This window comes from Tsukamurella paurometabola DSM 20162 (assembly GCF_000092225.1).
Lineage (GTDB): Bacteria > Actinomycetota > Actinomycetes > Mycobacteriales > Mycobacteriaceae > Tsukamurella > Tsukamurella paurometabola.
The window spans coordinates 3,985,651-4,005,159 of the sequence record NC_014158.1; the positions used below are offsets into that span (position 1 = coordinate 3,985,651).

Here is a 19,509-nt window from a genome sequence, read left to right on the forward strand (position 1 = left end):
GAATTAGGAGGGGTGATGACCGACATAGTTCAACCCGAGGACACCCAGGTGGCCATCTCCGAACGACCGGCATGGCACGCCGGCGCCGGGGCTGCGGTCGCGGCTTTTCTCGCGATCATCGCGCTCCTCGCCGGTGCCGCGGGACTCGTCCTCCTCGCGATCAACCAGTCGAGCCCCGGCTACGTGGTGGGTACCGTGATCCTGGTGATCGCGGCGGCGCTGCTGGCCAGCATGATCATGATGGTCTCGCCCGGTCACACGCTGGTGGTACAACTCTTCGGCAAGTACGTGGGCACGGTGCGGCCCGCGGGCCTCGGCCTCGTGTTACCACTGACCTCGCGGCGCCAGGTGTCGGTGCGCGTGCACAACTTCGAGACCGCCGAACTCAAAGTGAACGACTCCACCGGCAATCCGGTCAATATCGCCGCGATCATCGTGTGGCAGGTGGCCGACACCGCTCGCGCCACCTTCGCCGTCGAGGACTACGAGGAGTTCATCATCTCGCAGGCCGAATCGGCGCTGCGGCACGTGACCACGAGCCACCCCTACGACGCCGACGATGCCGTGGCCGGCGCCACCAGCTTGCGCGGGTCGACCGATCAGGTGGCCGGTGAACTCGCCGAACAGGTCGCAGCGCGAGTGGAACTGGCGGGTCTGGAAATCCTGGAGGCACGCATCTCCTCACTCGCGTACGCACCGGAGATCGCGCAGGCGATGCTGCAACGCCAGCAGGCCTCAGCCCTGCTCGCAGCCCGCGAGAAGATCGTCGAGGGTGCCGTCGGCCTCGTGGAGAACGCACTCACCCGGCTCGAGGACAACGGCATCGTCGAGCTGGATGACGAGCGGCGTGCCGCGATGGTCTCGAACCTCCTGGTGGTGCTGTGCTCGGACAGCCGCACCACACCGGTCGTGAACACGGGCAGCCTGTACAGCTAGTGGATTCCGAGCACGCACCCGAACGTCCGGAGCGGGGCCGCAAAGCGGTGCCGCTCCGGATCGACCCGGCCGTCTATCAGGCGCTCGCGAAGTGGGCGGCCGACGACCTGCGCAGCGTCAACGCGCAGATCGAGTTCCTGCTGCGCCGCGCCCTCGACGATGCGGGACGGATGCCGGCGAAGGCCCGCCCGATGCGGGGGCCGGGACGGCCATCGCAGAACAACTGAGCCGCGCGCACCATCCTTGGCAGGCATGTAAGGCTAGGGTAGCCTTCCTTCTCGCTGTCCGCGAAGGAAGGAACCTCCCCCACATGAAGATCCCCATGGCGCGCATCGCGATCGCCGCCGTCACCGTCGGCCTCGTGACCGCCTGCGGAAGCGGCCCGTCGACGACGACCGGCTCCAGCAGTTCGTCCGCGCCGGGCGGATTCCCGCGCACCGTCGACCACGCGATGGGCACCACCGGGATTCCCGCACAGCCACGACGGATCGCCGCACTCGACGCCTCGTTCGTGGACGCGACTCTCATGCTGGACACCGCGGTGGTCGCGTTCACCGAGTACAACACCCTCGGGGGCACACTCCCCGACTACCTGGGGAAATCGCGAGAGAATTACGGCTCCGACGCGGTCAGCGTGGGCAAGCTCGCCTCGCCGTCGGTCGAGCAGGTGGTGGCCACCAAGCCCGATCTCATCGTGAGCGCGAAGGTGCGGCACGAGAAGATCTACCCGCAGTTGAGCCAGGTGGCTCCGACCGTCTTCAGCGAGACCACCGGGCCCACATGGAAGGCCAACATCCGGATGCTCGCCAAAGCACTGGGCAAGGAATCGTTGGCCGATCAGCGGATCGGCGAGTACGAGACGCAGGCGCGCACGGTCGGCGACGCAGTGAAGGCCAAAGCCGGTGCGAACACCACGATCTCCGTGGTCCGATTCGTGGACGGCCCCACGCGACTGTACGCAAACAAGTCGTTCTCCGGCATCGTGCTCCAGGACGCCGGCCTCGCCCGCCCCGCCGCGCAGAACGTGGACTCCTTCACCGTGGAGATCAGCCCCGAACAGATTCCCCTGGCCGATGGCAGCAAGATCTTCCTGAGCATCAACGGCGACAAGGGACTCGACTCGCAGTCCTCCTTCACCCAGAACCCCCTGTGGACACCACTCGCGCCGAAGAGCGTGGAGGTCAAGGACTCCGAGTGGATGAGTGCGGTGAGCGTGCAGGGCGCGTACCGCATCCTCTCCGACATCGCGAAAGCCTTCGACGTGCCCGGACCGGTGATTCCCGCCTGGATCGGCGGCTGATTCGGATGCAGGCCCGGCGGGCGTGCCGCGCCCGGCCGTAGCATCGAGGAATGACGGTGCAGATCCTCGTCGAGGCCGGCGTGACCATTCGCCCAGCGGTGCGCGTCCCATGACTCAGCCCACTATCGAACGCGCGGCGATCGACGCAGCGCTGCGCGCGCAGTTCGACGTATTCGTCGATGAGCATCGGGCGCGGCTCGCCTCGACGCTCGACGGCTTGTCCGAGGCAGAAGCGCGGGTTGCGCTGGTGCCCTCGCGCACCACATTGCTGGGTCTCGTCAAGCACGCGGTCTTCGTCGAGAAGGTGTGGTTCGACTCGGCACTGTCCGGCCGCACACGGGCGGAGATCGGCATCCCGGAGACCCCGGACGAGTCCTTCATCCTCGAAGAGGCGGACACCGTCGAGTCGGTCCTCGCCGACCATGCCGCTGCGTGCGCCGCATCCCGCGCCGCCGTCGCGGGGCTCGCGCTCGATCACACCTTCCCCGGCCACCGCCTCGGGCCGTTGCCCCTGCACTGGGTGTACTTGCACCTGCTGCGGGAGTACGCGCAGCACCTCGGCCACGCCGACATCCTGCGCGAGCAGGTTTTGGCGAAGCGCCGCGCCTGACCTGGGCGTCAGCGGGGGTGGGCGGCGCATTTGGCCGCCGCGCGGGCGAACAGTACACTTGGTCCTCGGTCCTGCCTCGGCGGGGCCACGCCGCCTTAGCTCAGTCGGTAGAGCGCTTCACTCGTAATGAAAAGGTCGGGGGTTCGATTCCCCCAGGCGGCTCCACGTAGTTCAGTCGAGCATCTCCCTGATCCGGCTCGGCGTGCGCCCGCGGTCACAGCGCTCGCCATCGCCCTACCCTGAGTACATGGACGGGCACGACGAGCCCTTGGTCGGCGGGAACAGCGCAGCTCACGTCATCCGGCGCGGCGACACGGTGCGCAAACCGTGGACGGACAGCACGCCATCAGTGGTTCGGTACCTCCGTGCGCTGTCCACGAACGGTGTGACGGTACCGCGACACCTCGGACGCGACAGTGCGGGCCGGCAGAGGATCGCCTACGTACCGGGTCGGCTCGCGCACCATCACCGGACGTTGTCCGATCACCGACTGATCGATGTCGGACGAGCGATTCGCCGCATCCACGATGCCAGCGAATCGATCCCCTTCAATAACGACCACTGGGATGTGCTCATTCCCTCCCCGGCACCGTCGACCCTGTTGTGCCACAACGACATAGCTCCGTGGAACTTGGTGATCAATGGGAATGTTCTGAGCTTCATCGATTGGGACGGAGCCGGACCGAGCACCCGGACCTGGGATCTCGCCTATGCCGCTCAATCTTTCGCTCGAATGGACCCGTCCTCGCCGCCGGTCGCAGCCGCCCAGCGACTGCGGTCACTGCTGCTCGGCTACCAGCCCGACGCCGCGATGAGCCGAGAACTACCGGACGTCATCGCACACCGGACCCGCGCGATGTTCGACACCCTGCGCGACGCATCGCATACGCGTCGAGAACCGTGGGCCGGCATGTTCGCATCAGGTCACGGCGAATACTGGTCCGCCGCCGCCGACTACGTCGAGCAGCACGCCGCAGTCTGGGCGGAGGCGATCGCGTACGGCCATTCGACGGCCCGCAATTCGACGGGAAGAACCACCTGACCACCATGGACGATGCCGAAACCTCGGCACAGACGACGACGGGCACGCTGCGGTCTTCGATCGCAGTGCAGACGCGACTGACGGCTTCATCAACTCGACACAATTATTTGCTGCGCCATATCTTTCGCACCACGAGTCCACTCCCTTAAACTCTGTCACGGAATTCCCGTGCTTGTACGGGGTCGCAAGCGAAGGTAGGGACAGTCATGCGAGCACGTTCGGCACGTCGAGGCGGCACAGTCGCCGCGAGCGCCCTGGCAATTCTCGGCACCGCCCTCGGCGCTCCCGCAGCGCACGCCGCCCCCGCGCCGGCGCCGACGCCGACGCCGACGCCGTCGGTCACAGTGGCCCCCGGTGCTGCGATCGACATCGCGGAGAAGCAGAACCGGGATGGCACGGTGATGGCCTCGCAGTGCACGCTCGGCTTCATCGCCATCCGCCCCGACGGCTCCCGCGTCGGCCTCACGGCAGGCCACTGCGGCAAAACCGGACAGGCGATCGGCGTGCCCGCGCCGGGCCGACCGGACACCATCCGCGAGATCGGCCGCGTCGCGAAGTCGTCGAACCCGCCGACCCGCATCAACCCGGAGACCGGGAACGCCGGTCCCGAGGATCCGGGCGCTCCCGATTGGGCGATCCTTGAGTTCCGCCCCACCGTGAAGACCACGGCCGGAAGAGGTTTCGTCCAACCCAAGAGTGTCGGCATCGCACGGCAAGGCGACCGGGTGTGCCAGCAGGGCGTCACCACCGGGTGGAGCTGCGGTGTGGTGCTCGAAGCCGACGCCCAGCAGATTCTCACCGATATCCGCTCTCGCCAGGGCGACAGCGGCGGGCCGCTGATCCGCCTGTCCGACGGTGCCGCCCTCGGCATCATCTCGACCGGCCCCGGCGACAACGATCCACTCGCACGCACCGTCTACTGGACGGTCAAGGACGCGCTCGCCAAGGCGGGCGGGCTGCGACTGGCCACCGTCGGCCCCGCACGCGTCTGAGCGACTGTCGCCGCCTCGGACCGCAGATCGTTACGCACCGGCACGGCGCCTTCCGCGTAGGCGTCGCCGGGCCGGTCTCCCCCGCCGGGTGAACCTGCGACAGAATCGACGGGACAGATCGGAAGGACCGTCGATGCCGAACTCCTGGCCCGAGCCGTCGGAACAGGTCAAGGACCTGATCCGCCGCGGTGCGGAGATCGCCAGCAACCCGCCGAAGGAATGGGTCGCCGAACTCCACGATGCGACGCTGGCCGGCGCCATCATGCAGGGCATCGCCGCCGATCCGACGCTGGCCGAGCTGGTCCGCCAGTCCAATATGGCCGCCATGCTGCTGTGGGCCACCCACAACCTGCGCCATCCGGGCGCCCGCGTGCCGCCCAACACCGACGACGAGGCGCTCGCCGTGGCACGCGACCTGGTACGTCGCGGCCTCGATCTGCACGGCATCGATTCCTATCGCACCGGACTCAACGCCGCGTGGCGCCGGTGGATGGAACTGTGCTTCACCCTGACCGCCGACCCCGACGAGTTGCGAGAACTGCTCAGCATCACCTGGCACTCGATGTCGACCTACATCGACGACACCATCACCGCGATCGCGATCCGCATGGCCGCCGAACACGAGCAGTTGACCACCGGGACGAACGCGGACCGTCTGGCCACCATCTCCCTGGTCCTGGAGGGCGCCCCCATCTCCCGGGTCCGCGCCGAACAGCAGCTCGGCTACCGGCTCACCGGACCGCACACCGCAGCCGTGGTGTGGACCTCGGGCGACACATCGGACCTCGATGCCGCCGCCCAGGCCCTCGCCCGGCACGCCGGGACACCACGACCGCTCACCGTGGTCGCCAGCGCGTCGGCCCTGTGGGTGTGGCTACCGGGCACCGTCGTTCCGAACAGTTCCGATCTGGCGCGTGAACTGGCCGACCACCCCGAGGTCCGGGTGGCACTGGGCCGTCCGGGCGATGACCTCGACGGGTTCCGCCGCAGTCACCTCGATGCCGGTTCGGCGCAGCGCCTGCTCACTCGGCTCGGATCACCCCGCCGAGTGGCCCGCTACGACGACATCGCATTGATCTCCCTGATCACGGCCGATACCGGTAAGGCCGACGAGTTCGTCCGGGACACCCTGGGCGAGCTGCTCACCGCCGATCAGGACACCCGCGACACCGTCGCCACCTATGTGAGCGAACAGTTCAACACCTCCCGCACCGCGGAGCGCCTCTACACCCATCGCAACACCGTGATCCGTCGACTGACCAGGGCGGACGAGCTGTTGCCCCGCCCGTTGGCCGAGAATCCCACGGGCGTAGCCGTGGCCCTCGACGTGCTGCGCTGGCTGGCACCCTGAACGGTCCGCGAAACTGCTCTGCAGCGACGGGGCGTGGACATAGTGTCCGCGGCGGCCCTGTGGAGTGCATTTTCGCGACGGGCCGCGTGACGATCTGCACAACGCCGTAGGGCAACCGGGTGCATTCTGCTGTGGCTCGCGCCACCTCTGCCGCGAGAGAGTAGGGCATCGGTTCTATCACTGAGCCCCATCAGCAGGAGAAACAGCTATGACGAGCACCACCCCCGCCGAGCACTTCGACATCCTGGTCATCGGCGCAGGCATCTCCGGCATCGGCGCCGGGCACTACATCCGTACCGAGCTGCCCACCAAGAGCTTCGCGATCCTCGAGGGGCGCGACACCTTCGGCGGCACCTGGGACCTGTTCAAGTACCCCGGCATCCGCTCGGACTCCGATCTGCACACCTTCGGCTACGAGTTCAAGCCGTGGGAGAGCAAGGACTCCATCGCCGACGCCCACAAGATCATCGACTACCTGCAGGAGACGATCGACGAGAACAGCCTCGGCGACAAGATTCGCTACAACCACAAGGTGATCTCCGCCGACTGGTCGAGTGACGACGCCCGCTGGACCCTGCAGATCGACAAGGGCGGCGAGCCCACCACGATGACCGCGAACTGGATCCTGGCCGGCACCGGCTACTACGACTACGACGAAGGCTTCACGCCCGAGTTCGCGGGCCGCGAGAAGTTCAGCGGCCAGATCGTGCACCCGCAGTTCTGGCCCGAGGACCTCGACTACGCCGGCAAGAAGGTGGTGGTGATCGGCTCCGGCGCGACCGCCGTGACCCTGGTCCCGTCGCTCCTGGTGGGCGAGCAGACCGCCGGGCACGTCACGATGCTGCAGCGCACGCCCACGTACATCATGCCGGTGCCCAAGCAGGACCCGGTCACCAATACGCTGCACAAGGTGTTCGGCCACAAGATCGGCCACGACCTGTCCCGCAAGCGGTTCATCTGGCAGCAGCGCGGCGTCTACGTCTTCGCGCAGCGCTTCCCGAAGGCCGCCCGCAAGATCATCCGGCACGAGAACGCCAAGCGCCTGCCCAAGGACTTCCCGGTGGACGTGCACTTCAACCCGCCGTACAACCCGTGGGATCAGCGCCTGTGCGCCGTGCCCGACGGCGACCTGTTCAAGGCCATCCGCTCGGGGAAGGCGGACGTGGCGACCGACAAGATCGTGACGTTCGACGAGACCGGCATCGAGCTGGCCAGCGGCGAGCACCTGGACGCCGACATCATCGTGACCGCCACCGGTCTCAAGCTGAAACTGCTGGGCGGCGTGACGCTCTCGGTCGACGGCCGCGAGGTCGACGTCCCGAACGCCGTGATCCATCGCGGCGCCATGATGTCCGGGGTACCGAACGCCGCCCTCGCGATCGGCTACACGAACTCCTCGTGGACACTCAAGATCGGCATGTTGTGGAAGTACATCACCAAGCTGATCAACACCATGGACCAGCAGGGGCAGGACATCGCCGTCGCCGTCGCGGACCCGGATATGCCCACCCGGCCCGCTCTCGACTTCGAGGCCGGTTACGTGCAACGCGCGCTCAAGGAGCTCCCGCGACAGGGCGAGGCCGATGACTGGCGCATGTCGATGAGCTACTTCGAGGACGCGAAGCGGCTGGGCAGCGAACTGTCCCTGGATGAAAGCTCGGGACTGCGCCTGTCATCGAGCAAGCGGACGTCGCCCGCCACCGTCTGATCCGCTCCGCCGACGCGCTCTCCGGCGTTCCGCAGCACCGTGCACCCCCGCACGGTAGTTTCGCTTCGGACGCCGAGAGGGCGCGTCGGCCATTTCCGGAGAGGGCACCATGGGCAGCATCCACGCACACGAATTCGTCACGCTCGACGGCTATTTCGATGACCCCAGTTTCACCGTCCCGTTCGGATTCGATCCGGCGATGGGCGAGACGTTGGGCGCGATCACCGGGGCGGCGAGCGATATCCTGTTGGGCCGCAACACGTACGAGATGTTCGCGCCGGCTTGGCGCGACCGCACGCCGGAGGACGATCCGGGTGCCCCGTTCTTCAACGAGACCACCAAGCACGTGGTGGGGGCGAACCCGCTCGTCGAGCAGTGGAACAACACGGTGCCTCTGGGCGCGTACGACCCGGCGAAGATCGCCGAGCTGAAGGCGTCGAGCGCGGGCGACATCTACATCAGCGGCAGCGGCCGGCTGGTGCGGGCCCTGCTCCGCGAGGGTCTCCTCGATTCGCTGCACCTGTTCGTCTACCCCGTGGTGCTCGGCACGGGCGAGCGCCTGTTCGCCGATGACCAGCTGACGCTGGCCCTCCAGGAGTCGCAGGCCTACGACAACGGCGTACTGCACCTCGCGTACGGGCCCGCCGCGTAGCTCGTGGGCCTGCTCTCCTTCGAGGAACGACGGGGCCCGGGCTGGTTCCTGGCGCTGCGCACCACCCGCGCCGACGGCTCGGCCGTACTGACGCCGGTGTGGGCCGCGCAGGTCGACGGGGATTGGTACGTGTGCACACCGTCGCGATCGGGGAAGGCGCGGCGCATCCGGTCCGAACCGCGCGTCGACGTGGCGGACGCCGATTTCTCCGGCGCTGCCCTGAGCGCGTGGACACCGGCGACGGCCCGGATCGTCGACGGTGCTGAGGCGCGCCGCGGCCGTCGCGCCCTGTGGAGCAAGTACCGGCTGCAATTCCTGATCTTCCGTGCCGCCGCCGCGGGGAGGCGCCGCAGATACGGCGGGCCACCGGTGATCATCGCGATCCACCGGGCTCAGTGAACCGGCATCACCCCTGCAACCTGCGCGAACATGGCAAGCTCAGGGTCTCCCGCTACCGTGGAACGGATGCGTGAAGACAGTCTGGCAGTGGCGCAGAGGGAGCGGATGAACGAGCAGTACATCGCGGGGTACCGCGTGGTACGTCGCCTGGGCGGCGGCGGCATGGGCGAGGTGTTCCTGGTGGAGCACCCCCGGCTGCCTCGTCAGGATGCGCTGAAACTGCTGCATTCGTCGGTGAGCAGCAATCCGCAGTACAAGGCTCGGTTCGAGCGGGAGGCCTACCTGCTGGCCCAGCTCAACCACCGCAACATCATCCACCTCTACGACCGCGGTGAGCACGATGGCCGGTTGTGGATCGCGATGGAGTACGTGGCGGGTCCGGACACCGCGCAACTGCTGGCCGAACGCGGCCCCATGCCGTTACCACTGGCCATCGAGATCGCCGACGGTGCCGGCGCCGGCCTCGACTACGCGTACCGGCACGCCAACATCACCCACCGCGACGTGAAACCCGCCAACATCCTGGTGGCCTTCGACGCGGACGGCCAGCCGCAGGTCAAGCTGGCGGACTTCGGTATCGCCAAGGCCGCCGGTGAGGCGCTCGGCGTCACGTCGACCGGCGTCACCGTGGGGACCATGGCCTACATGTCGCCCGAGGCCTTCGACAACCGGAACCTCGACAATCGCGCCGACCTGTACTCGCTCGCCTGCACGGTGTTCGAGCTCCTCACCGGCTCCCCACCGTTCCCCGGCGATTCCACCGCCGCCGTGATCTCCGCCCACCTGAACCAGCCGGTTCCGAAGATCACCTCCCGAAACCCGCGACTCCCGGCGCATCTGGACCTGGTGTTCCGGAAGGCGCTCGCCAAGCGCCCCGACGATCGGTACTCCACCTGCGCCGAGTTCGTGGCCGGGTTGCGCGGCGAGATCCCGGCGATGCCCGCGCAGGGCGGGACCGCAGAGCACCCGTCACCGTCGACCGGCGCGTACCCGGCCCCGCGCACCGGCGGCCAGCCCACCGGCTCGTACGGGCCGCCCACCGGTGGTTATGCACCGCGGCACACCGCGCCGCAGCCCGCGCCCACGCGCGCCGAGGCGATGCCTCCGGCCACCGCGGCGCAGCCGTATCCGGCCGAGCAGTCTCCCGACCGGTATCCGCCCGCCGAGTATCGCGGCGACACCAAGCCGCGCAAACGCAGCCTCCCGATCGTCGTGGGCGCACTGGTCGTGATCGTCGCGCTGGTCGTGGGCGGGTTCTTCCTGTTCAAGGAGACGAGCGGCGGCGGGACGTCCAGCGGGTCGCCACTGACCGCCACCTCGGTTCAGTTGGTGAATTTCCAGGGCACGAACGATTCGTCACCCAACATCAGGAACGTCCTCACCGGGGCAACACCGGCGTGGAAGACGGACCAGTACTTCAGCGGACCGCAGTTCGGCGGGCTCAAATCGGGCGTCGGATTGCTGATCACCCTCGATCGCGAGGCTTCGATCACCTCCGGCACGATCACCTCACCCAGCGCGGGCTCGACGGTGCAGGTGCGTACGGCGCAGTCGTCTTCAGTGAGTTCGCTCGATCAGACCTCGACGGTGTGGGAAGGCACCCTCAACAGCGGTGACACCGCCTTCGCCGCCGGTGGTTCGGACAAGACGCGCTACGTGTTGGTCTGGATCACCGGGCTAGCGCAGGTCGCCGGCGGCAAATGGCAGACCACCATCGAACAGGTGCAAGTGCGCGGGAACTAACGGCGGTAGTCGCGCAGCGCCGACGAGACGCCGGCCGCCATCGCATCGAGTGCCACCACGGGCTTGACGTTGAGGTCGATCGCCTCGCGACAGTCGAGCACCGATTCCACGCAGCGCAGCAGGCCCTCGGGCCGCGCGTAGCCGGCGAGCCGACTGGTCTGTTCGGCCTCGTCGGGATGCATCAGCGTGACCTGCGCGCCCGATCCCTGCACCAGCGCGTCCCGGAACAGAGCGGCCAGGTCGATCAGCGCGCGGTCGAGGGCGTCGCGCACCGACCGGGTACTGCGAGCCTTCTGCCGCTTCTCCAGGTCTTTGAGCTGACCGGCGGAACCACGCATGACACCTGCCGTTCCGCGGCCGGTACCGCCGGCGCCCAGCGCGGTCTTCAGTTCTTCGGTCTCGCGCTCGTTGAGATCGGCGTTGATCTCCTTGGCGGCCGATTCCGCGTCGCGCAGCAACTGCTCGACAACGCCGTACACACCCTCCGAGGTGGCGGCCCGCGCCACGCTGAGGGCCTGCCGACGCTGCTTCTGCGACTCGGGATCGGTCGCGAGCCGCTTCGCCCGCCCGACATGGCCTCCGCACACCCCGGCCGCCCACGCGGCCCGCTCGGCATCGATACCGTCCCGTTCGAGCACGGCGGCGATCGCCGGGGCCGACGGCGTGACGAGCGGCACATGCCGGCAGCGGGACTTCAGCGTGACGGAGATGTCCTCCGGGTCGACGGTGGGCGCGCACAACAGGACGATGGTCTGCGCAGGCGGCTCCTCGACCATCTTCAGCAATGCGTTACCGGCCTGTTCGGTGAGCCGGTCGGCATCCTCGATGAGCACGATCTGCCAATGTCCGACCGACGGGCGGCGGGACGCGTCGGCCACCACTTCACGCATCTGCTTGACCGCGATCGACAGCCCGTCGGGGGCGATTGCGCGCACGTCAGCGTGGGTTCCGGCGAGCACCGTGGTGCACGCGCGACAGTGACCGCAGCCCGGCTCGGCCGGGTCTTCGCATTGCAGCGCGGCAGCCAGTGCGCGGGCCGCCACCGACCTGCCGGAGCCGGGCGGACCGGTGAACAGCCAGGCGTGGGTCATCGCGGATCCGGCCAGATCGGCCACGGTGCCCCCGCTCGCGACCACGTCACGGGCGGCCTCCGCGGCGGCACGCAGCTCCGCTACCACCGCGTCCTGCCCGACCAGCCGACTGAACACCCCACTCACCCCACCAGCCTAGCCCTCGTCCCGGCCCTCGTCGGACCGCCCGAGCGCAAGCTAAGTTGGACGCGTGGTCACCCCAGCTAGCAGGTTCAGTCGCTTCATGCGGCTCGCGCGCTGGCTGGCCAAGACGCCCTGGCCGATCTTCGCGCTGGACATCCTGCGCTCGAACATCCTGGGCGCCGTCTTCGTGTTCGGATTCCTGCGGTTCGCGCTCCCGGTGAATCAGTCCGTGCAGATCCAGCAGATCAGCGGGATCAACCTGCTGGTCTTCGTGGCCTACCTGCTCGGGGCGACGGTGATCGGCACCATCGTGGGCCTGCGGCTGGTGCTGCCGGTGCTGCGCTGGCATCGGCGCAGCGCGCCCAACGACCTCGACATCTCGCAGCGAGTGCTGGCCCTGCCCAGTCGGATGGCGCTGCTGCAGGCCATCCTGTGGCTGGTGGGCGGCGCCCTCTTCGTCGTGATCAACTTCGATGCGCCCACCGGGGCACCCGCGGTGATCGCGATGACGGTCTTCCTCGGCGCGGCCACCACCTGCGCGCTGAGCTACATGCAGACCGAGCGCGTGCTGCGCCCGATCACGGTGGCGGCGCTCGCACAGGAGCCGCAGGGCACCGCCGGACTGTCGGTGAACACGCGCATCATGCTCAGCTGGCTGCTGGGTACCGCGGTCCCGATCATCGGCATCCTGATGGTGATCCTGCTGCAGGACTTCGGCCTGGTCGACCCGGACGCCCCCAGCATCATCGACCCCGTCCTGCTGCTCTCGCTCGTCGCGCTCGCCGCCGGCCTGCTCGGCATGGTGCGCGCGGCGAAATCGATCGGCGATCCGATCCGCGATCTGTTCCGCGCGCAACGCCGGGTGCGCGACGGCGATTTCAACACGTCGGTGAAGATCTACGACTCCAGCGAACTGGGCCTGCTGCAGGCGGGCTTCAACGACATGGTGCACGACCTGGCAGAGCGGCAGCGGATGCGCGATATGTTCGGCCGCTACGTGGGCGAGGATGTGGCACGCCAGGCGTTGGAGCACGGCACCCATCTGGAGGGCGAGATCCGCGAGGTAGGTGTGCTGTTCGTCGACCTCGTCGGTTCGACGAAGCTCGCAGTGACCGAGGAACCCGCCGCGGTCGTGGACCTGCTCAACGACTTCTTCAAGGTGGTCGTCGACCTGGTCGACCTGCACGGTGGCTTCGTCAACAAATTCCAGGGCGACGCGGCGCTGGCGATCTTCGGTGCCCCGCTACCGCATCCGGACGCCTCGGGCGCGGCGCTGGCCGCGGCCAGGGAGATGCGGTTCCAGCTGCGCGATGTGCTCGGCGGCACCGGCTTCGGCATCGGTGTTTCCGCCGGGCAGGTGGTCGCGGGCCACATCGGCGCGAAGGCCCGGTTCGAGTACACCGTGATCGGTGACCCGGTGAACGAGGCGGCGCGGATCACCGAGATCGCCAAGTCGGAGCCGTCATCGCTGTTGGCGGCCGGTCGCGCCGTCGAATCGGCGACCGCGGCCGAGCAGGCACTATGGGCACTCGGCGAGGCGATCGAATTGCGGGGACGCGGCCAACTCACACAGCTGGCGCGCCCCCTGTACGACGATTAGACCGTCTCGTCGGCGGCCGGGGCCGCCTTCTTCGCCGGTGCCTTCTTCGCGGCCGTCTTCGTGGCGGTGGTCTTCTTCGCGACCGCCTTCTTCGCGGCGGCCTTCTTCGCCGGCGCCTTCTTGGCGGGCGCCTTCTTGGTGGCCTTCTTCTTCACCGGGCCGCGCGCTCGACGGTCCGCGAGCAGCTCGGAAGCGCGCTCGTCGGTGATCGACGCGACCTCGTCGCCCTTGCGGAGCGAGGCGTTGGTCTCCCCATCGGTGACGTACGGGCCGAACCGGCCGTCCTTGATCACCATGGCGTTCCCGGAAACCGGGTCGTTGCCCAACTCGCGCAGTGGCGGCGCGGCAGCCGCACCGCGGCCCCGACGCTTGGGCTCCGCGTACAGCTTGAGCGCCTCCTCGAGGGTCACCGTGAACATCTGTTCCTCGGTGGCCAGCGACCGGGAGTCGGTGCCCTTCTTCAGGTACGGACCGTAGCGGCCGTTCTGAGCGGTGATCTCTTCCTTGGACTCGGGGTCGACACCCACGACGCGGGGCAGCGACAGGAGCCGCAGCGCATCGTCGAGCGTCACCGTCTCGATATCCATACTCTTGAGCAGTGATCCGGTGCGCGGCTTCGGCGCGTCGGTCTTCTTCTTGCGCTTGGGCTTCGCCGCCGCCTCGTCGAGATTCTCGGTGTCGTCGTCGGTCTCGGGCTCCGGCAGGATCTCGGTGACGTAAGGACCGAATCGTCCTTCCTTGGCGACGATCTCGTGCCCCGTGGCCGGGTCCACGCCGAGCGGGCGGCCGTCCTGCGGGGTCGCGAAGAGCTTCTCCGCCACCTCCTCGGTCAGCTCGTCCGGGGTCATCGACGCGAGGATGTTGGCCCGCTGCACCTGGGGCTCGGTCTCGCCGTCCTTCGGTGCGACGGTGCGCTCGAGATACGGCCCGTAGCGGCCGACTCGTACGTAGACGACGTTGCCGTCGGTGTCGGTGTAGAGCGGGATCGAGTTGATCTCGCGGGCGTCGATCGCATCGAGGTTGGCGGCGACGAGGTTCTTCAGGCCGGGGCTGTCGGGGCCCGGACCATCGGCGGCCGCCGCGGCTGCGTCACCGGCGTCGCCGAAGTAGAACCGGGTGAGCCAGTCGACCCGGCCCTCACGGCCGCCGGCGATCTCGTCGAGATCGTCCTCCATCGAGGCGGTGAAGTTGTAGTCGACGAGGCCACCGAAGTGGCCCTCCAGCAGTCCGATCACGGCGAAGGCGACCCACTGCGGGACGAGGGCGTTGCCCTTCTTCACCACGTAGCCGCGGTCCTGGATGGTCTTGATGATCGAGGCGTAGGTCGACGGGCGGCCGATGCCCAGCTCTTCGAGCGTCTTGACCAGCGAGGCCTCGGTGTAGCGCGCGGGCGGGCTGGTGACGTGGTCCGCCGCGGTGAGCTCGGCCGCGGTCACCCGCTGGCCCTTGGTGAGCTGCGGCAGTCGGGATTCGGCGTCATCGGCCTCGCCGCCCGCCTGCTCGTCGACCGTCTCGACGTAGGCCGAGAGGAAGCCGGGGAAGGTGATGGTGCGGCCCGAGGCGGCGAACTCGACGCTCTCGCCGGAGGAGGCGGTGCCCCCGATGCGCAAGCTCAGGGTGGTGCCCTTGACATCGGCCATCTGCGAGGCGACGGTGCGCTGCCAGATCAGTTCGTACAGACGGAACTCATCCGAGTTCAGCACGGACGCCAGTGCGCCGGGCGTCTGGAAGGTCTCGCCCGCGGGACGGATCGCCTCGTGCGCCTCCTGCGCGTTCTTGACCTTGCGCGTGTACTGCCGCGGTGTCGGGTGCACGAAATCGGCGCCGTACAGCTGCCGCGCCTGGTCGCGGGCAGCGGCGATCGCGGTCTCCGACAGCGTGGTCGAGTCGGTACGCATGTAGGTGATGTAGCCGCCTTCGTAGAGGCGCTGCGCGATCTGCATCGTGCGATCGGTGTTGAACCGCAGCTTGCGGCTCGCCTCCTGCTGCAGGGTCGACGTCATGAACGGCGCGTAGGGCTTGCGCGTGTACGGCTTCTCCTCGACCGAGGTGACGGCGAGGTTCGCGCCCTGCAGGCCCGCGACCAGGGCGTTCGCCCGCGTACCGTCGAGCACGGTGATCCCGGTGGGCTTCTTGAGCTGGCCCTGGGCATCGAAATCCCGGCCGGTGGCCACGCGGTCGCCATCCACACTGACCAGTCGCGCCCCGAACGTGCGGGGGCTGGCTTCGGCGCCGGCGTCCAGCTGGGCGGCGATATCCCAGTACCCGGCGGTGCGGAAGGCGATGCGCTCGCGCTCACGGTCGACGATGATGCGCGTCGCCACCGACTGCACACGGCCGGCGGACAGGCCCTGGTTGACCTTGCGCCACAGCACGGGGCTGACCTCGTAGCCGTAGAGGCGGTCCAGGATGCGGCGGGTCTCCTGCGCGTCGACGAGGTTCATGTCGAGCTCGCGCGGTTCCTGGGCGGCGGCCTGGATGGCCTGCTGGGTGATCTCGTGGAACACCATCCGCTTGACCGGGACCTTGGGCTTGAGCACCTCTTGGAGGTGCCACGCGATGGCTTCACCCTCGCGGTCACCGTCGGTCGCGAGGTAGAGCTCGTCGGCCTGCTTGAGCAGTGACTTCAGTTCGGACACCGTCGAGCGCTTACTCGCGGAGGTCACGTAGTGGGCTTCGAAGTCGTGATCGACGTCCACACCGAGACGCGACCAGGACTTGCCCTGATCGGCCTCGGGGAGCGGATTATCGCGGCTGGGCAGATCGCGGATGTGCCCCATCGACGCCCGGACCGTGTAGTTCGGCCCCAGGAAATCGCCGATCTTCTTGCCCTTGGCGGGGGACTCCACGATCACCAGACGCTGTAGACCGTCGCCGTCTGCTGCCTTCCCGCGTGCCGCCATGGACCCTCCTGCCCTGTTATCGGTGGTCGCCTCGCGCCACCTCAACCCCGCACGTCTCTTCCGACGCAGAGGTCACGGGTGCACATTCTGCCGCACCCGAACCCGACTTGCTACCGGCCACCTTATATCTAGGGGTGTCGTGCACGCCGCACACAGCCCGATCCTCGCCTTTCGGCGGTCAGGGAACCGGCCAAGCGGCTGCCGCCGCCGGGCCGAGTGGCGGATCGCCGATGCTCTCGCGCAGACGCAACAGCCGCCGGTGCCCGGAGACGCGGAGCGCCGGACGATTCCCGCGGGTCCCGACCAGTGTCGGGGCGACCCCGGCGCGCATGAGGGCGGTGGCCAGCACCGGCGCCGATTCCGGGGCGTGCGGATCGAGATACAGCAGGTAGTGCGCACCGTCCGGCTCGCCGGACGCCAGCGCCCAGGCGCGCAGGGCCCGGGGCCCGGGCACCCAGTGGCGGATTCTAGGGATCGTCGCAACACCGAGCCTGGTAGGGCCCACCATACGGAAGTGCTCCGCTGAGTATTCCAGCGGAGCGCTTCTGGGATCCGCGGTGCTCGTTGCATTACGTGCACGCATTCGCATATAATCATGCCTATGACGATGACGCGCACTGAGCACCTGGCACACGACCACTCCGACCATGCCCATGGACCCGACTGCGGCCACGAGGCTATCCAGCACGGCGATCACGTGGACTACGTCCACGATGGGCACCGTCACGCTCCGCATGGTGACCACTACGACGAGCACTGATCCAAACGCCGCACGATGTCCTACGCTCGCGATACGAGCGCGGGGCATCGGTGCTAGCGAGCTGTAATGAGGTCACGCAAACGCTCGGCTGGTGTCTTCCAGCCGAGCGTTTTGCGTGGTCGGCGATTGAGTTTCTGGGCGACGAGTTCGAGGTCTTCGCGGCCGTAGGCGCTCAGGTCGGTGCCTTTCGGGAAGTACTGGCGCAGTAGTCCATTGGTGTTCTCGTTGCTTCCGCGCTGCCAGGGTGAGTGGGGATCGCAGAAGTAGACCGGAACCCCGGTGGCGACCGTGAATTGTTGGTGGGCGGCCATCTCGCAGCCCTGGTCCCAGGTCAGTGATCCCCGCAAATGTCCTGGGAGATTTCCGATCAACGAAACCAGCACGTCACGGACTTCTTCGGCGGAGTGGCCGCCAGGCAGGTGGCCGAGCATGACGTAGCGGGTGGAGCGTTCGACGAGTGTGACGATCGCGGACTCGCTGCGAGTACCGACGATCAGGTCACCTTCCCAGTGGCCTGGCACGGCTCGATCCTCGACCTCGGCGGGCCGGTCGGAGATCATCACCATCTTGTCGACGAATCGTCTGGTGCGATGTTCGGCGCGGCGGTGGGGCTTGCGGCGGGTGCGGCCCGTTCGCAAGGCCATCGCGACTTCACGGCGCAGGCCGCCCCGAGCCTGAACGTAGATCGACTGGTAGATCGTCTCGACGCTCACACGCATACTTTGCTCGTTGGGGAACTCGGTCCCTAGAGAGTGACATATCTGCTCTGGGGACCACTGGTCCTGCAGTTTGTTCTCGACGTAGTCCCGCAGCGGACCGGCCTGGGCCAGTTTCGCTGGCTTCGGCCGTGACCGGCTCTTTTCCCACCTGCGGTGCGCCTGATGCGGGCGATAGGCACCGTTGACAACGCCAGCGTCGATCTCCCGTTTGATCGTCGATGCTGGCCGGCCGAGCTCCCTGCCGATGGCCCGCAGCGATGCCCCCTCGCGGCGCATGTCAGCGATAGTTTCCCGCTCGGTCAAGGTCAGAAACCGTGGATGCAGGCTCCGCTGCCTCGGTGCATCCGATTCCACTCCGACCCACGTGACCGCACCTGTCAGGTAATCGATCTTGCGTCCGTCGGGATGGATACGAGTATCGCCAATCTTGCGCACCCCTCGATCCCAGTCCCCAGCAGTGCGAACGCTGACACCGACACGCCGAGCAGCGTCCGGCCGCAGCACCCCCTCACGGCGAAGCCGGTCGTACTCGGCCCGGCCGGGATGACCACCATTGCTAGTGCTCCCACGTCCACGCAGGCCCGCCCTGCGCATCCATCCAAACGCCGTATTCACTGTCACCCCCGCCGCCCTAGCAGCGACCGACACATTGCCGTCAGACACGTCCAATTCCTTGAAGAACCTCTTCTTCACCATCGGTGAATGCACGATCCCCGCAACTCCTTGCTATCCGCGGTGTTGCGGGGATCGCTAGAACCCACGAGTTCGACGGGGCCGCCTTCATCGCACCGCGGGTCCACTCCAATGACATCGGCTGCAGTTCGGGGCTGGCGAGGGTGCGTACCAGCGGCGATCCCTCGTCGGAGACACCGGTTTCGCTGCGCAACCCCGCCTCATCGATCATCGCGGCGATGGCATCGGCACGCCACGAGTCGGCGACGACGACGGAGATGCGCGCACTGCCGCCCAACTGAACGATCTGCCCCGAAGCCGCCAGCAGACCCGCGAGGTCGCGCGGCGAGGGCGCGGTCTGCTCGGCGGAGAAAAGTGACAGTTGGGACACGAGTTAAGAATAGAGGGCGCCCGGCGAAGAATCTCCGCCGACACGGGCGCATGGGCTGCGAAGGCTCCGCAGATGCACGACACCCCCTTGCCGTGCGGCAAGGGGGTGTCGCGAGAAACGCTTATCGCGTGGTGCGGAGGTTTCTTAGAGAGCGCGGACGCCGGTGGCCTGCGGGCCCTTGGTGCCCTGGCCGACCTCGAACTCGACCTGCTGGTTCTCCTCGAGCGTACGGAAGCCGTTGCCCTGGATCTCCGAGTAGTGGACGAACACGTCATCCGAGCCGTCGGCGGGAGCGATAAAGCCGAAGCCCTTCTCCGCGTTGAACCACTTCACAGTGCCCTGTGCCATTGAGATGTTTCCTAACTTGTCTTACTACCGGTGTAGGAACTCACCCAGAGAGAGGGCGTGTTCCTGGCCGGTTCCGGCCGCCATACTTTCTGGAGCCGTTTGCGGAGTCCGCACACAAAAACCTTCAGTACCACGCCCGCAACATCGATCCCCCGTTGATCCATCGGAT

General features: G+C 67.7%; 19 protein-coding genes and 1 tRNA gene. 14 read left to right on the forward strand and 6 right to left on the reverse strand.

All coding sequences use genetic code 11. From position 1 onward, the window contains the following. Positions 1 to 15 precede the first annotated feature (15 nt). The 12 genes from TPAU_RS19310 to TPAU_RS19365 all read left to right on the forward strand — a co-directional run bounded on the left by TPAU_RS19310 (position 16) and on the right by TPAU_RS19365 (position 10,733). Positions 16 to 936 (forward strand): SPFH domain-containing protein, encoded by a 921-nt coding sequence (locus TPAU_RS19310; protein WP_013128434.1) that lies wholly within the window; start codon positions 16 to 18, stop codon positions 934 to 936. Then, positions 936 to 1,163, forward strand: a complete 228-nt coding sequence (locus TPAU_RS19315) for a type II toxin-antitoxin system antitoxin (protein ID WP_013128435.1) — start codon at positions 936 to 938, stop codon at positions 1,161 to 1,163. Before TPAU_RS19310 ends, TPAU_RS19315 begins: the two co-directional genes overlap by 1 nt. Positions 1,164 to 1,246: 83 nt before the next feature. Further along, positions 1,247 to 2,236, forward strand: coding sequence for an ABC transporter substrate-binding protein (locus TPAU_RS19320; RefSeq protein WP_013128436.1), 990 nt, complete (start codon positions 1,247 to 1,249; stop codon positions 2,234 to 2,236). A 109-nt stretch (positions 2,237 to 2,345) separates the two neighbouring features. Then, entirely contained in the window at positions 2,346 to 2,846 is a 501-nt protein-coding gene (locus TPAU_RS19325; protein WP_013128437.1) for a DinB family protein, read from the forward strand. 89 nt (positions 2,847 to 2,935) lie between these two features. Next, positions 2,936 to 3,011: transfer RNA gene (locus TPAU_RS19330), tRNA-Thr, on the forward strand. Positions 3,012 to 3,093: 82 nt separating this feature from the next. Beyond that, positions 3,094 to 3,888 carry a phosphotransferase gene (locus tag TPAU_RS19335; RefSeq protein ID WP_013128438.1) on the forward strand — a complete coding sequence of 265 codons (795 nt, stop codon included), beginning with the start codon at positions 3,094 to 3,096 and terminating at the stop codon, positions 3,886 to 3,888. A gap of 206 nt (positions 3,889 to 4,094) precedes the next feature. After that, positions 4,095 to 4,880 (forward strand): S1 family peptidase, encoded by a 786-nt coding sequence (locus TPAU_RS19340; RefSeq protein ID WP_013128439.1) that lies wholly within the window; start codon positions 4,095 to 4,097, stop codon positions 4,878 to 4,880. 133 nt (positions 4,881 to 5,013) lie between these two features. Further along, the gene (locus TPAU_RS19345; protein ID WP_013128440.1) at positions 5,014 to 6,231 is read left to right on the forward strand and encodes a PucR family transcriptional regulator; all 1,218 of its coding nucleotides are present in this window, start codon (positions 5,014 to 5,016) and stop codon (positions 6,229 to 6,231) included. Between the two features lie 208 nt (positions 6,232 to 6,439). After that, on the forward strand, positions 6,440 to 7,939 hold the full coding sequence (locus tag TPAU_RS19350; protein ID WP_013128441.1) for a flavin-containing monooxygenase: 1,500 nt from the start codon (positions 6,440 to 6,442) through the stop codon (positions 7,937 to 7,939). Positions 7,940 to 8,048: 109 nt separating this feature from the next. Beyond that, entirely contained in the window at positions 8,049 to 8,591 is a 543-nt protein-coding gene (locus TPAU_RS19355; RefSeq protein ID WP_013128442.1) for a dihydrofolate reductase family protein, read from the forward strand. Between the two features lie 3 nt (positions 8,592 to 8,594). Next, positions 8,595 to 8,990 carry a PPOX class F420-dependent oxidoreductase gene (locus TPAU_RS19360; protein ID WP_013128443.1) on the forward strand — a complete coding sequence of 132 codons (396 nt, stop codon included), beginning with the start codon at positions 8,595 to 8,597 and terminating at the stop codon, positions 8,988 to 8,990. Between the two features lie 66 nt (positions 8,991 to 9,056). Further along, a complete protein-coding gene (locus TPAU_RS19365; RefSeq protein WP_245537812.1) occupies positions 9,057 to 10,733 on the forward strand; it encodes a serine/threonine-protein kinase in 1,677 nt (558 codons plus the stop codon). Here TPAU_RS19365 and TPAU_RS19370 read toward each other — a convergent pair. Continuing rightward, positions 10,730 to 11,950, reverse strand: a complete 1,221-nt coding sequence (locus tag TPAU_RS19370; protein WP_013128445.1) for a DNA polymerase III subunit delta' — start codon at positions 11,948 to 11,950, stop codon at positions 10,730 to 10,732. The two genes, TPAU_RS19365 and TPAU_RS19370, sit on opposite strands and share 4 nt — an antisense overlap. 97 nt (positions 11,951 to 12,047) lie before the next feature. Between TPAU_RS19370 and TPAU_RS19375 the strand changes: the two genes are divergently transcribed. Beyond that, positions 12,048 to 13,547, forward strand: a complete 1,500-nt coding sequence (locus TPAU_RS19375) for an adenylate/guanylate cyclase domain-containing protein (protein ID WP_013128446.1) — start codon at positions 12,048 to 12,050, stop codon at positions 13,545 to 13,547. Here the strand turns inward: TPAU_RS19375 and topA are convergent. Together topA and TPAU_RS23845 are read right to left on the reverse strand one after the other, a co-directional pair. After that, positions 13,544 to 16,450 carry a type I DNA topoisomerase gene (gene topA / locus TPAU_RS19380; RefSeq protein WP_013128447.1) on the reverse strand — a complete coding sequence of 969 codons (2,907 nt, stop codon included), beginning with the start codon at positions 16,448 to 16,450 and terminating at the stop codon, positions 13,544 to 13,546. The genes TPAU_RS19375 and topA overlap by 4 nt on opposite strands. A gap of 178 nt (positions 16,451 to 16,628) precedes the next feature. Beyond that, positions 16,629 to 17,138 (reverse strand): hypothetical protein, encoded by a 510-nt coding sequence (locus TPAU_RS23845; protein ID WP_425358560.1) that lies wholly within the window; start codon positions 17,136 to 17,138, stop codon positions 16,629 to 16,631. On the opposite strand from TPAU_RS23845, the gene TPAU_RS22545 reads away from it, so the two are divergent. Next, positions 17,076 to 17,210 carry a zinc transporter permease gene (locus TPAU_RS22545; RefSeq protein WP_425358570.1) on the forward strand — a complete coding sequence of 45 codons (135 nt, stop codon included), beginning with the start codon at positions 17,076 to 17,078 and terminating at the stop codon, positions 17,208 to 17,210. The two genes, TPAU_RS23845 and TPAU_RS22545, sit on opposite strands and share 63 nt — an antisense overlap. Positions 17,211 to 17,263: 53 nt before the next feature. Here the strand turns inward: TPAU_RS22545 and TPAU_RS19390 are convergent, their stop codons facing one another. From TPAU_RS19390 to TPAU_RS19400, 3 genes are all read right to left on the reverse strand, one after another. After that, positions 17,264 to 18,523, reverse strand: a complete 1,260-nt coding sequence (locus TPAU_RS19390) for an IS30 family transposase (RefSeq protein WP_425358571.1) — start codon at positions 18,521 to 18,523, stop codon at positions 17,264 to 17,266. Between the two features lie 61 nt (positions 18,524 to 18,584). Further along, positions 18,585 to 18,992, reverse strand: a complete 408-nt coding sequence (locus TPAU_RS22995) for a hypothetical protein (protein ID WP_115329697.1) — start codon at positions 18,990 to 18,992, stop codon at positions 18,585 to 18,587. 144 nt (positions 18,993 to 19,136) lie between these two features. Further along, on the reverse strand, positions 19,137 to 19,340 hold the full coding sequence (locus tag TPAU_RS19400) for a cold-shock protein (RefSeq protein ID WP_013128449.1): 204 nt from the start codon (positions 19,338 to 19,340) through the stop codon (positions 19,137 to 19,139). Positions 19,341 to 19,509 lie beyond the last annotated feature (169 nt).

Excerpts from the sequence above, each read along its gene's own strand:
- TPAU_RS19310 (WP_013128434.1), top strand. The coding sequence starts at position 16 with ATGACCGACATAGTTCAACCCGAGGACACCCAGGTGGCCATCTCCGAA.
- TPAU_RS19320 (WP_013128436.1), top strand. The coding sequence starts at position 1,247 with ATGAAGATCCCCATGGCGCGCATCGCGATCGCCGCCGTCACCGTCGGC.
- TPAU_RS19325 (WP_013128437.1), top strand. The coding sequence starts at position 2,346 with ATGACTCAGCCCACTATCGAACGCGCGGCGATCGACGCAGCGCTGCGC.
- TPAU_RS19335 (WP_013128438.1), top strand. The coding sequence starts at position 3,094 with ATGGACGGGCACGACGAGCCCTTGGTCGGCGGGAACAGCGCAGCTCAC.
- TPAU_RS19340 (WP_013128439.1), top strand. The coding sequence starts at position 4,095 with ATGCGAGCACGTTCGGCACGTCGAGGCGGCACAGTCGCCGCGAGCGCC.
- TPAU_RS19345 (WP_013128440.1), top strand. The coding sequence starts at position 5,014 with ATGCCGAACTCCTGGCCCGAGCCGTCGGAACAGGTCAAGGACCTGATC.
- TPAU_RS19350 (WP_013128441.1), top strand. The coding sequence starts at position 6,440 with ATGACGAGCACCACCCCCGCCGAGCACTTCGACATCCTGGTCATCGGC.
- TPAU_RS19355 (WP_013128442.1), top strand. The coding sequence starts at position 8,049 with ATGGGCAGCATCCACGCACACGAATTCGTCACGCTCGACGGCTATTTC.
- TPAU_RS19365 (WP_245537812.1), top strand. The coding sequence starts at position 9,057 with ATGCGTGAAGACAGTCTGGCAGTGGCGCAGAGGGAGCGGATGAACGAG.
- TPAU_RS19375 (WP_013128446.1), top strand. The coding sequence starts at position 12,048 with ATGCGGCTCGCGCGCTGGCTGGCCAAGACGCCCTGGCCGATCTTCGCG.
- topA (WP_013128447.1), bottom strand. The coding sequence starts at position 16,450 with ATGGCGGCACGCGGGAAGGCAGCAGACGGCGACGGTCTACAGCGTCTG.
- TPAU_RS19390 (WP_425358571.1), bottom strand. The coding sequence starts at position 18,523 with ATGCGCAGGGCGGGCCTGCGTGGACGTGGGAGCACTAGCAATGGTGGT.
- TPAU_RS19400 (WP_013128449.1), bottom strand. The coding sequence starts at position 19,340 with ATGGCACAGGGCACTGTGAAGTGGTTCAACGCGGAGAAGGGCTTCGGC.